The sequence below is a fragment of the Ruminococcus albus 7 = DSM 20455 genome (assembly GCF_000179635.2).
GTDB lineage: Bacteria > Bacillota > Clostridia > Oscillospirales > Ruminococcaceae > Hominimerdicola > Hominimerdicola alba.
Genome location: NC_014833.1, coordinates 2,383,698 through 2,396,010, shown reverse-complemented (window position 1 = coordinate 2,396,010; position 12,313 = coordinate 2,383,698). Strand labels below are relative to the sequence as shown.

15 protein-coding genes are annotated in these 12,313 nt (G+C 43.7%); all 15 read left to right on the top strand.

Features of this window, described 5'->3' with window-relative positions:
- Positions 1-47: 47 nt before the first annotated feature.
- The gene (locus tag RUMAL_RS10825; protein WP_013498783.1) at positions 48-1,379 is read left to right on the top strand and encodes a glucose-6-phosphate isomerase; all 1,332 of its coding nucleotides are present in this window, start codon (positions 48-50) and stop codon (positions 1,377-1,379) included.
- A gap of 79 nt (positions 1,380-1,458) precedes the next feature.
- Positions 1,459-1,863: a hypothetical protein gene (locus tag RUMAL_RS10820; protein ID WP_013498782.1), complete on the top strand. Its 405-nt coding sequence runs from the start codon at positions 1,459-1,461 to the stop codon at positions 1,861-1,863.
- 98 nt (positions 1,864-1,961) lie between these two features.
- Entirely contained in the window at positions 1,962-2,426 is a 465-nt protein-coding gene (locus RUMAL_RS10815; protein ID WP_013498781.1) for a YceD family protein, read from the top strand.
- A gap of 42 nt (positions 2,427-2,468) precedes the next feature.
- Positions 2,469-2,651, top strand: a complete 183-nt coding sequence (gene rpmF / locus RUMAL_RS10810) for a 50S ribosomal protein L32 (protein ID WP_013498780.1) — start codon at positions 2,469-2,471, stop codon at positions 2,649-2,651.
- Between the two features lie 155 nt (positions 2,652-2,806).
- Complete coding sequence (der, locus tag RUMAL_RS10805) at positions 2,807-4,138, top strand: ribosome biogenesis GTPase Der (RefSeq protein WP_013498779.1); 1,332 nt, start codon at positions 2,807-2,809, stop codon at positions 4,136-4,138.
- A 21-nt stretch (positions 4,139-4,159) separates the two neighbouring features.
- Positions 4,160-4,822: a glycerol-3-phosphate 1-O-acyltransferase PlsY gene (plsY, locus tag RUMAL_RS10800; RefSeq protein ID WP_013498778.1), complete on the top strand. Its 663-nt coding sequence runs from the start codon at positions 4,160-4,162 to the stop codon at positions 4,820-4,822.
- Between the two features lie 135 nt (positions 4,823-4,957).
- The gene (locus RUMAL_RS10795) at positions 4,958-5,428 is read left to right on the top strand and encodes a hypothetical protein (RefSeq protein WP_013498777.1); all 471 of its coding nucleotides are present in this window, start codon (positions 4,958-4,960) and stop codon (positions 5,426-5,428) included.
- Between the two features lie 34 nt (positions 5,429-5,462).
- Entirely contained in the window at positions 5,463-6,467 is a 1,005-nt protein-coding gene (locus tag RUMAL_RS10790; RefSeq protein ID WP_013498776.1) for an NAD(P)H-dependent glycerol-3-phosphate dehydrogenase, read from the top strand.
- A 12-nt stretch (positions 6,468-6,479) separates the two neighbouring features.
- Complete coding sequence (locus RUMAL_RS10785; protein ID WP_013498775.1) at positions 6,480-6,875, top strand: secondary thiamine-phosphate synthase enzyme YjbQ; 396 nt, start codon at positions 6,480-6,482, stop codon at positions 6,873-6,875.
- A 176-nt stretch (positions 6,876-7,051) separates the two neighbouring features.
- On the top strand, positions 7,052-7,762 hold the full coding sequence (gene pyrH / locus RUMAL_RS10780) for a UMP kinase (RefSeq protein ID WP_013498774.1): 711 nt from the start codon (positions 7,052-7,054) through the stop codon (positions 7,760-7,762).
- A gap of 21 nt (positions 7,763-7,783) precedes the next feature.
- The gene (frr, locus tag RUMAL_RS10775; RefSeq protein WP_013498773.1) at positions 7,784-8,338 is read left to right on the top strand and encodes a ribosome recycling factor; all 555 of its coding nucleotides are present in this window, start codon (positions 7,784-7,786) and stop codon (positions 8,336-8,338) included.
- Between the two features lie 8 nt (positions 8,339-8,346).
- A complete protein-coding gene (locus RUMAL_RS10770) occupies positions 8,347-9,075 on the top strand; it encodes an isoprenyl transferase (protein ID WP_013498772.1) in 729 nt (242 codons plus the stop codon).
- A 3-nt stretch (positions 9,076-9,078) separates the two neighbouring features.
- Complete coding sequence (locus RUMAL_RS10765) at positions 9,079-9,975, top strand: phosphatidate cytidylyltransferase (RefSeq protein ID WP_013498771.1); 897 nt, start codon at positions 9,079-9,081, stop codon at positions 9,973-9,975.
- Positions 9,976-10,037: 62 nt separating this feature from the next.
- Positions 10,038-11,192 carry a 1-deoxy-D-xylulose-5-phosphate reductoisomerase gene (locus tag RUMAL_RS10760; protein ID WP_013498770.1) on the top strand — a complete coding sequence of 385 codons (1,155 nt, stop codon included), beginning with the start codon at positions 10,038-10,040 and terminating at the stop codon, positions 11,190-11,192.
- Entirely contained in the window at positions 11,192-12,247 is a 1,056-nt protein-coding gene (locus RUMAL_RS10755) for a M50 family metallopeptidase (RefSeq protein WP_013498769.1), read from the top strand. The genes RUMAL_RS10760 and RUMAL_RS10755 overlap by 1 nt, the downstream gene beginning before the upstream one ends.
- Positions 12,248-12,313 lie beyond the last annotated feature (66 nt).

The following is a 12,313-nucleotide window of genomic DNA, read 5'->3' as shown; positions in this document are numbered from 1 at the left end:
ATATTGTATAATAAATTAAAGCAATTTATTTAGAAAGGCTGATCATAATGTCACTTACATTGAGAACAAAATATCTTGAGGGCTTTGTTGCAGATCATGAGTTCGATGCTATCGCTCCTGCTGTAACTGCTGCTCACAACACACTTGCTGCCAAGAATGGCCCCGGCAACGATTTCCTGGGCTGGGTCGAGCTCCCTACCGATTACGATAAGGATGAGTTCGCAAGGATCAAGGCTGCTGCTGCTAAGATAAAGGATATGGCTGATGTGCTTATCGTTATCGGTATCGGTGGTTCCTACCTCGGCGCAAGAGCTGCTATCGAGCTGCTGAAGTCGCCCTTCTATAATAATCTGAAGAAGGATACTCCCGACATCTATTTTGTCGGCAACAATATAAGCGCTACTTACCTCAACGAGGTACTGAGCATCTGCGAGGGCAAGGATGTAGCAGTTAATGTTATTTCCAAGTCCGGCACTACCACCGAGCCTGCTCTTGCTTTCAGAGTATTCAAGAAGCTTCTTGAAGATAAGTATGGCAAGGACGGTGCTAAGGAGCGTATCTTCGCTACTACCGATAAGGCTAAGGGCACTCTGAAGGAGCTTTCCGATGAGATGGGCTATGAGACTTTCGTAGTTCCTGATGATGTAGGAGGAAGATTCTCTGTACTGACAGCAGTTGGTCTTCTGCCTATCGCTGTTGCAGGCTGCGATATAGATGCACTGATGAAGGGCGCACAGAATGCTCAGAAGAAGTATGCTAATGATGACGGCAACGATTGCTATAAGTACGCTGCTGCAAGAAATATCCTTTACAGAAAGGGTAAGAGCGTTGAGATGCTCGTTTCCTATGATCCCGCTTTCACACTTATGGGTGAGTGGTACAAGCAGCTCTTCGGAGAGAGTGAGGGCAAGGATGGCAAGGGTATATTCCCATCTGCTGCTACTTTCTCCACCGATCTTCACTCGCTGGGTCAGTTCATTCAGGACGGTTCAAACCTCATGTTTGAGACTGTTGTGAATATCAAGACTCCCAAGCAGGACTTCTTCATTGAAGAGGATGCTGAGAACAGAGATGGTCTGAACTTCCTTTCTAATCAGAATATGTCTGTTGTTAACCAGAAGGCTTTTGAGGGTACTATCCTCGCTCATACCGAGGGCGGTGTTCCTAATCTGGTGATAGATGTTGACAAGATCGACGAGGAGAACCTCGGTGAACTGATATACTTCTTCGAGAAGGCTTGTGCTATCTCGGGCTATATGCTGGGTGTTAATCCCTTCAACCAGCCCGGTGTTGAAAGTTATAAGAAGAATATGTTCGCACTGCTGGGCAAGCCCGGCTATGAGGATCATAAGGCTGCGCTTGAAGCAAAGCTGGGCTGATATCAAGGAATTATGCGGCGGCGCCGCTATGGTACCGCCGTTTAAAATAAATGCTGATTAAGCAGAATGGAGAGTTATTATGATTAATTTAATTCCGGGAAAAAAGGGTACAGGCAAGACTAAGATACTTGTTGACTCCATTGTTAAGGCTGCCGAAAATGCAACAGGTAATGTTGTATGCATTGAAAGAGGCATGAAGCTCACTTACGATATACCCCACAGTGTAAGACTTGTTGATGCTGAGGATTACGGCATTACAAGCTTCGAGACTTTCTATGGTTTCGTTGCAGGTCTGCTGGCTGGCAATCACGATATACAGGATATATTTGTTGACGGCATCCTGAAGATAGGCGGCAGAAACTATGATGAGCTGGGTGAAATGATCAAGAAGGTCGCTGTACTTGCAAAGGATATCAATATCGTATTTACAGTATCTGCTGATGTTGAAGAACTGCCTGCTCAGGTAAAGGCTTTCATCAAGTAATTTGTTAAATTTTATTTTATCCTAAAAAAATTCAAAAAAACTATTGACAAATCACTGACTTCGGGTTATAATGGAGTTTGTGATGTTTGAGGTGTACTATGAAAATACATCTGAAAGAGCTTTTCGATATCGTTGGAGAGGTCAAAGAGTTTGACTATGAGATCTCACCCGAACAGGTCGGAGAGTATTCGTCTTATGATTTTACAGCACCTATAGCAGTCAAAGGCAGGGTCGAGAATCGTGCGGGCGTGGTAACGCTCGATTTCAGCGTAGTATTTACTTTGTCACAGGTCTGCGACAGATGTCTTAAAGAGTTTGAGCGAGAGTACAGTTACGATCTCAGCCATATACTTGTCAGACAGCTCCACAGCGGACGCGATGACTACGATGAGTATGTTATCTGTGAGGATAATGTTCTTGAGCTCGATGAACTGGTCATTTCTGACCTGCTGCTCCAGCTTCCCACGAAGATCCTCTGCAAAGAGGATTGTAAGGGTCTATGCTTCAAATGCGGCAAGGATCTGAATGAAGGCGATTGTGATTGCCCGAAAGATCTGTTCTGATATGACAACTGGTGTTACTATTACCGAAGAGGAGGTGCCAAAATGGCAGTACCAAAGAGAAAAGTCTCCAAGGCTAGACGTGACAAAAGACGTTCAGCTGTTTGGAAGCTTGAAGCGCCTGCACTGAGCAGATGCTCCAACTGCGGCGAGCTTACTTCGCCTCACAGAGTGTGCAAGAACTGTGGTTTTTACAAGGGCGTTGAGGTCATCAAGAAGGACGCATAAGCCTATTGGTACCTTATGTCTTAATTGACAATGAATGACCGGGGCAGAGGAAATTTATTTTCCTCTGCCTTTTATTTTGGTGTTGATTTTTTTATAAAGATATGCTATAATTTTAAGAGTATGCGTTTTAGAGTAAACGGAAGGAGATGATAGTTATGGTTCTGCCTGTAGTAGCAGTGGTCGGAAGACCAAATGTGGGCAAATCCACGCTTTTCAATAAACTTATAGGTCAGCGGCTTTCTATAGTCGAGGACACACCTGGCGTTACCAGAGATCGTATCTACGGTAAGTGTGAATGGCTGGGCAGGGAATTTATGCTGGTGGATACCGGTGGTATCGAGCCTGAATCCAATGATATCATACTTTCTCAGATGAGAAGGCAGTCTGAACTTGCAATAACTTCGGCAAATGTTATCATACTTGTTACAGATATCAAAAGCGGTGTGACTTCTACTGATATGGAAGTCGCTCAGATGCTTCTCAAATCGGGCAAGCCTGTTGTGCTTTGCGTAAATAAGGTGGATAACGTGGGTGAGCCGCCTATGGAGCTTTATGAGTTCTATAATCTTGGTCTCGGTGAGCCTTTCCCTGTATCATCTGTTCACGGTCACGGTACGGGTGATATGCTTGACGAAGTTCTGAAATATCTGCCTGATGTCGAAGAGGATGAGGACGATGAAGAGGCTGTAAAGGTCGCAGTTATCGGTAAACCTAATGTTGGTAAGTCTTCGCTGATAAACCGTATCTGTGGTGAGGAGAGAGTTATCGTATCTGATATAGCAGGTACTACCCGTGATGCTACCGATACCGATATCGAAAATGAGTTCGGTAAATTCGTATTCATTGATACCGCAGGTATCAGACGTAAATCCAAGGTGCTTGAAAGTGTAGAGAAATATTCGGTGCTAAGGGCTTATATGGCTGTTGACAGAGCAGATGTGGCTGTTATCGTCATTGATGCCACTGTCGGTTTTACCGAGCAGGACAGCAAGGTGGCAGGCTATGCACACGAAAAAGGTAAGGCGTGCGTTGTTGCTGTAAATAAATGGGATGCTCTTGAAAAAGACGGCAAGACCATGAATGAGTTCCGCAAAAAGCTGGAAAATGATTTCAGCTTTATGAGCTATGTACCATTTGTCTTTGTTTCTGCAAAGACAGGTCTTCGTATAGATAAGTTGTTTGAGATGATACGCTATGTCAAGGAACAGAATTCTGTCCGTATTGCGACAGGTAAGCTGAATGAAGTTCTGGCGTATGCTACACAGCGCGTACAGCCGCCCTCCGATAAGGGCAGAAGGCTCAAGATATACTATATGACACAGGTTTCCACAAATCCTCCGTCATTTGTATTCTTTGTTAACAGAGCTGAGCTTTTCCATTTCTCTTATCAGCGTTACCTTGAAAACCAGATCCGTGAGACTTTCTCACTTGATGGAACTCCAATAGTTTTCAAGATCAGAGAGCGCGACAGGGATGATGTTAAATGACCGACAGGAGCTTAATATAATATGAATGCTTTGGCTATAATATTCACAGTTTTATTTTCGTATATTTTGGGCAGCCTTAACTCTGCCATTATTGTATGCAGATTATGGAAAAAACAGGATATCCGTGATTACGGCAGTAAAAACGCAGGTCTTACCAATGTTCTGCGTGTTTATGGCAAAGGTCCTGCGCTGGCTACACTGTTGTGTGATCTGGCAAAGGGCGTTATCGCAGTTGTAGTATGTCGTCTTGTTGTACACAAGCTTATGGGCGTTGAGTTTTTTGATGATCCCCATTTTATTGGATATCTTGCAGGCCTGTTTGTTATGCTGGGACATTGTTTCCCGATATTCTACGGATTTCATGGAGGAAAAGGCGTACTGCTGGCAGCTACTACGCTTCTTGCCATTGATCCTTTGACTTGTTTGTGTGCACTTGTTGTATTCGGAGTATTGCTTGCGGCAACAAGGTATGTGTCTGTAGGTTCGATATTTGCATCCATCGCTTATCCTACATTCACTTTCATTTTGCAGAACTTTGTTTATAAGGATGATTACGCAGTGATCCCTAATACTATAATGGGCGTGCTGATATGCATACTTATAATCTCACTGCATCATGCCAATATCAAACGACTTATGAACGGTACCGAGAATAAGTTCGGACAGAAGAAAAAAGAAGCTTAATCTGGCATCACTTTTCGGCAAAGATCGCTCGCAGATCCTGCGGTCTTTGCCGTTTGCTGTAATTATTCTTTTTACTAACACATGATTTTCACGCACGTGGGATATAATATCGGACATAGACGAAGGGGATGTATTATGTATAAATATTCGCATACTAACGACGATAACAGCATTTCTCTTCACGACAGCCGAGCAGAAAAAATATCCTTCGATTGTGGTGTACTGACCTTTACCTTTGCGGACGGCTTTTATGTTACAGAAAGAAATGCATATAATTTCCATAAAAAGCTGTGTTACACAGGCAGATCAGAGGTCGGTTTCAAAACTTTAAGTAACGATATAGAGCAGGATCTGACAGTCTATATTTTTACCGAGACCGATACCGAAAGAAAAGCTGTCAGAGAGGAGATATCCTTTGCTGAATTCTCTCAGATGCTTGATAGCGGTATGAAACTTGAATTTCTGTACGCATACAAAGGCTATCGGTCTTATGTTTTTGAATGTTGGCTGTGGTTTGATGATGAACCATATCACAAGGAATGTGTGATCATTATATCTGCAGAAGGATCTGTATATAAATGGAACGAGCTTTTTGTTGAAGAATAGATACTTGATATTAAAATAACGGGAGGTATGAAATATGGCAAATATCACAATACTAGGTTCGGGAGGCTTCGGACTTTCTCTTGCAATAATGTGCGACAACGCAGGACATGATGTAACAGTATGGAGTAAATTTCAGGACGAGATCGACACTATAAACAGAACAGGAGAACTCAAAAGTAAGCTTCCCGGAGTTCTGATAAATAAAACCATAAAGCTTACAACCGACATCTCAGCTGTAAAAGGGAAGGATATGGTCATTATCGGTATACCTTCCAACTTTGTCAGAAGTGTCTGCGAGGAAGCTGTACCATATATCGACAAAGACACTATAATCGTTAATACAGCCAAAGGTCTTGAAGCAGGCAGCTTAAAGACCATGACACAGGTAGAAAAGGAATGCTTCCCCGAAAATACTATCGCTGTGCTTACGGGACCTTCCCATGCAGAGGAGGTTGCAAGGGGCATACCCACAACTGTCTGCACCGCTTGCGAGGATAGAGATGCTGCTTATTTTATTCAGCAGACCCTTTCAAACAACACTTTCCGTGTTTATGTCAATGACGATGTTATGGGCTGCGAGATAGGCGGTTCGCTGAAAAATGTCATAGCACTGGCTGCAGGCGTATGCGACGGCTTGGGTATGGGCGATAATACCAAAGCTGCTCTTATGACACGCGGTATACGCGAGATCGAAAGGCTCGGTATAGCTATGGGTGCCAAGAGAGATACCTTTGCAGGACTCAGCGGTATCGGTGATCTTATCGTTACCTGTTGTTCGATGCACAGCCGAAACAGACGTGCAGGCATACTTATCGGTAAGGGAGTTGATCCCACGGAAGCGGTAAGACAGGTAGGCACCGTAGAAGGCTATACCTGCACAAAGAATGCTTATGATCTTGCCAAGAAAATGGGTATAGAGATGCCCATAACCGAAGAACTGGCAAAAGTATTGTTTGAGGGTGCGCCTGTTGGAGAAAGCATAAAGAAGCTTATGGGCAGACCTTCAAAGAATGAAACCGAGAGCCAGTTCCTCAGCTGACGGAGGTGTATCATGCTAAAAAAATACAGTATCAGGACTGATAGAGAAGGTCTGTATAATATTACCAGTTACGTAAGACAGACACTGAATGAATCAGGCGTGGAAAGTGGTATAGCAGTTATCTTCTGCCCGCATACCACTGCTGCAATTACTATCAATGAGAATGCTGATCCCGATGTTCAGACCGATCTGCTTTTTGCACTTGATAAAACATATCCTGACAGACCACAGTTCAAACACATGGAAGGAAATTCTGCCGCACATCTGAGATCAAGCTGTGTAGGTGCTTCAGAAACTGTTATAATCGAGGATGGCACTTTGCTTCTCGGCACATGGCAGGGAATATACTTCGCTGAGTTTGATGGTCCCAGGACAAGAAACTTCTATGTAAAGATCGTCAAGGGATAGATCTTGACAATGTAACTGTTTACCAAGTATTTACAAACTGCGGAGAAACGCGAAATTTCTCCGCAGTTTTTTCTAAGAAATTTGTAAAAACCCTTTACAAGAGGAGAAAAATATAGTATAATTTTATTGTGAGTGATTGCGCACTTTGTGCAAATGAATGATAAGGAGTGTTATTTATGGGAGCTAAATATAAGCGTATCCTACTCAAGCTGAGCGGTGAAGCTCTCGCCGGTGATAAGAAGATGGGTCTTGATTATGATATCATCAATACCTTTGGCAAGAGCATAAAGAGGGTCGTTGATGCAGGCGTTGAGGTCGGTATAGTTGTCGGCGGCGGTAACTTCTGGAGAGGACGTTCCAGCGGTGCTATGGACAGAACAAGAGCTGACCATATCGGTATGCTGGCAACTGCGATGAATGCACTTGCTGTTGCTGACGGTCTTGAAAACTGCGGTATGGAAGTAAGAGTTCAGACTGCTATCTCTATGCCCCAGGTGGCTGAGCCTTATATCAGGAACAAGGCTATGCGTCACTTTGAAAAGGGCAGAGTATGTATATTCGGCTGTGGAACAGGTAACCCCTTCTTCTCTACCGATACAGCTGCTGCACTGAGAGCTGCTGAGATAGAAGCTGATATATTCTTAAAGGCAACTATGGTAGACGGCGTTTACGATAAGGATCCACATAAGTATGATGACGCTGTCAAGTATGATACACTGACATTCAGTGAGGTGCTCGAAAAGGGTCTTCAGGTAATGGATTCTACCGCTGCAGCGCTTTGCAAGGATAATAACATTCCCGTACTGGTCTTTGACCTTGCAAGACCTGACAATATATTCGATGCCTGCATGGGTGAAAATGTGGGCACGCTGGTATCAGCTGAATAAATAACGAAAGGAAGATATGTTATGCAGGAAATAAAGAATAAAGCTAAGGAGAAAATGGAGAAGTCGGTAAACGTTATGCTTTCTGATTTTGCAGCAATAAGAGCAGGCAGAGCTAACCCTGCCGTTCTTGATAAAGTTAAGGTTGACTACTATGGTTCTCCTACTCCCGTCAATCAGATGGCTGCTGTATCTGTTGCAGAAGCAAGGATACTTGTTATCACACCCTGGGATAAGAGCACTCTGAAGTCTATCGAGAAGGCTATACAGGCTTCCGATATCGGTATCAATCCCCAGAATGATGGTCAGACTATCAGACTGATATTCCCTCAGCTGACAGAAGACAGACGTAAGGAGATCGTTAAGGACGTCAAGAAGGGCGGCGAGGATACCAAGGTAGCTGTACGTTCTATCAGACGTGACGCTATCGAAAAGATCAAGGCTAAGAAGAAGAACAACGAGATCACCGAGGATGAGCAGAAGGACGGCGAGGAAGCTATCCAGAAGATCACTGATAAGTTCATCAAGGAGATCGACGGTCACGTTGCTGAGAAGGAAAAAGAGATCCTCTCTATCTAAGGTGACTAATGGCTAGGAAAATAAGCTGTTTAGGTGATAATATCATACCTCCCGTACACGTGGGGGTCATCATGGACGGTAACGGCAGATGGGCAAAAAAACGTGGTCTGCCCAGAAAGTTCGGGCATCGTGAGGGTGCTAAGAATTTCCGTTCAATAACCAAGCACGCCAAAGCGGTGGGTATTGATTATATCACGTTCTATGCGTTCTCTACGGAGAACTGGAAGCGTCCGAAAGATGAAGTGGACGCGATAATGGATCTTTTTGAAAAATACCTCGATGAGGTTGAAGATTTTATCGAGGAGAATATCCGTATAAGGTTCATAGGCGACAGGTCGCAGCTGAAGCCATCACTTCAGGCAAAAATGCGTCATACCGAGGAGACTTCAAAGGATTTTGACGCTATGACACTCGTGCTTGCCATCAACTACGGCGGCAGGGATGAGATCTGTCACAGTGTTAAAACGCTTGCTGAACAGGTCAAGCGAGGTGAACTTGATCCTCAAGATATAACCGAGGATATGATAGAACGTAACCTTTATACCGAAGAGATCCCACCGCTTGATCTTGTGATAAGACCCAGCGGTGAGCAACGGCTGTCCAACTTTATGATATGGCAGGCGGCTTATGCTGAATTCTATTATACAAATATCCTCTGGCCTGATTTCAAAAATGCTGATTTCGACAGAGCGATACTTGATTTTTGCGAAAGAAACAGAAGATTCGGAGGAATTTAACTAATGTCCACACGAATAATCTCTGCTGCGGTGGCGCTGGTCGCGGCCATCATCCTCGTAGCATTGCATTCAACTTTTTTGATAAATCTTGCTGTGGGAGCGCTGTCTGTGCTGGCAGTTTATGAAGTGTTCAAAGCTGTCGGTTATGATAAATACAAGTATCAGAATATCGCTTGTATGGCTTTTGCGGCAATAGATGCGATAGTACCTTATTTTATTTTCAGGATGCATACACTTTATTTTTTCAGTTACAGGTGCTATCTTGGTATTTTTGTACTGACTATGTGCATACTGTATCTTAAGGATCATAAAACTCTCGGGTTTACAGATTTTTTCGGTATGCTGGGTACTACTGTACTGATAAGCTACGCTTTTGGAACACTTATAAAGCTGGCACAGGACGATGATATTCCTTTCAATGTGGCAGACGGCGCAAAAGGAAGAGCACAGGTCTACCTGATGGTTATATCCCTTGCGGCGGCTTGGCTTGCTGACAGCGGTGCGTATTTCGTCGGAACTTTCTTTAACAAAACCGGCAGGGAAGTACATCATCCGTGGCCTGAGATCAGCCCTAACAAAACCCTTGAAGGTCTTGTGGGCGGTGTTATAACCAATGGTCTTATACTTGTGATCACCAGTCTTGTTTTTGATCTGGTAAATCCCGGGTTCAAGGTAAATTACATCGTGGTCTTTGCTGCAGGTATGGTATCAGCTATTATAGGGTTGGTAGGAGATCTTACAGCATCTATGATAAAGCGTCAGACGGGTATCAAGGACTACGGAAATATAATGCCGGGACACGGCGGTGTTATGGACAGATTTGACAGCGCTTTGCTGGTAGTTCCGTTCATTTGCTACCTTGCTTCACAGGGCGTGCTTATAGTAGGTACAAATATATAACGGTCAAGGGGCAGGTCTGAATGGCTTACCCCTTTTGAACGTTTTTTACAGAGGTCTTATTTATGAAAACTATCAGTATATTAGGTTCAACAGGTTCGATCGGTACTCAGGCGCTGGAAGTATGTGAGGAACACTCTATCAAGGTAAAAGCCTTGGCAGCACATTCAAATGCAAAGCTGCTGGCAGAACAGGTCGTTAAATTCGGTGCGGAGTATGCTTGTATTTTTGATGAAAAAAAGCTTGATCAACTGAAAAGCTGTCTGGCAGGCAGAAACGTCACTTTGCTGACGGGCATGGAAGGTCTGAAGACTATCGCTTCACTTGACGGCGTTGATATAATGCTTAATTCCGTGGTGGGTATGGTTGGTCTTGTGCCTACTCTTACAGCTATAGAACACGGTACGGATATTGCCCTTGCAAATAAGGAGACTCTTGTTGCAGGCGGTAAGCTTGTAATTAATGCCGCTAAGGAAAAAGGTGTAAAGATCTATCCTGTTGACAGTGAACATTCGGCTATATTTCAGGCATTACAGGGTAACAGTATGAATACTGTCAAGGGAATTATCCTTACAGCGTCGGGCGGGCCGTTCTTCGGAAAGACTATCGATGATCTTCATGATGTTACAGTTGAACAGGCGCTTGATCACCCTAACTGGTCTATGGGCAGTAAGATAACTATAGATTCTGCCACACTGATGAACAAGGGCCTGGAATTTATTGAGGCTATGTGGCTTTTTGATCTTCGTCCCGAGCAGATAGAGATAGTTGTTCACCGCGAAAGCGTTATACATTCTGCGGTGGAGTTTGAGGATAATTCCGTTATAGCTCAGCTAGGCGTTCCGGATATGAAAATACCGATACAGTACGCTCTGCTTTATCCGAATAGGGTACATTGTGATGTAAAGCATCTATCCTTGACGGATTATGGTAAGCTGACATTTTCAAAGCCTGATTACGAAACTTTTAAGTGCCTTACTGCCTGCATCAAAGCAGTAACGGCAGGTGGGATTCTTCCTGCAGCAGTCAACGGTGCCAACGAACAGGCAGTTGCTGCTTTTCTTGACGGAAAGATAAGCTTCCTTGGTATAGGAGAACTTGTTGAGGAAGTTCTCGGTAATACAGAAAATAAAGATATACATAGTGTTGATGATATCCTTGAAGCTGACAGAGCTGCAAGGGAATACGTTTCAAAGAGAATAATAGAAAGGCAATTCTGATGAGTATAATCGTAGCAGTTGTAATTTTCAGTTTGATAATAACTATCCATGAATTTGGACATTTTATCGCTGCAAAGGCGAATGGTGTAAAGGTGAACGAGTTTGCTATCGGCATGGGCCCGGCACTGTTCAAAAAGAAAAAGGGAGAAACTCTTTACGCGCTCAGGATTTTTCCTATAGGCGGATACTGCGCCATGGAGGGTGAGGACACCGAAAGTGCTGACGGAAAAGCATTCTGTCAGAAAGCAGTTTGGAGAAGGATGATAATCGTTGTTGCAGGCGTATGCATGAATCTTATACTTGGTCTGATACTCATCATGGTACAGACTTGTATGAGTGATGCTATAGCTACAACGACCATATCAAAATTTGAAGATAAAGCAGTCAGTCAACAGACAGGACTTAAAGTTGATGACAAGATAATCGCTATAAACGGAATGAGGATATTCACCTCGACTGATATGTCCTACAAATTCAGCACCGACGATGACGGTGTTTACGATATGGTCGTAGTAAGAAACGGCAAGCGTGTCAGCCTGAAAGATGTCAAGCTTGCGACATCTGTTAACGAAGAAGGACAGATGAGTATCCACTACGATTTCTGGGTAGAGCCCCAAGAAGTTACCGCAGGTTCTGTGGTTACTCAGGCTTTCAAACAGACAGCTACCGATGCAAGGCTGATCTATATATCTCTTGCTGATATAATAAGAGGAAAATACTCGTTGAAAGATATGAGCGGCCCTGTTGGTATCGTAGATTCTATCGGGGATGTAATAGACAGTGAGCGTGATGAAAAAACCGGAAAGATCAACTGGAAGAGTCTGATGTATTCCATACTTTATTTCTCTTCGTTCATATCGATAAATGTAGGTGTCTTTAATATCCTGCCTCTGCCTGCACTTGACGGCGGCAGATTTATATTCCTGTTACTTGAAGCTATCCGCAGAAAGCCTGTACCTCCCGAGAAAGAAGGTATGGTGCATACCATAGGTATGGCTGCTTTGCTTTTGCTCATGGTAGTTATTACTGTCAGCGATATAACAAAGTTAGTATGATATGAAAGATGCAGACAAATTTAAAGTCGGCATCTTTGGTCTGCCGGTCGGGGATCAAGTGATCGT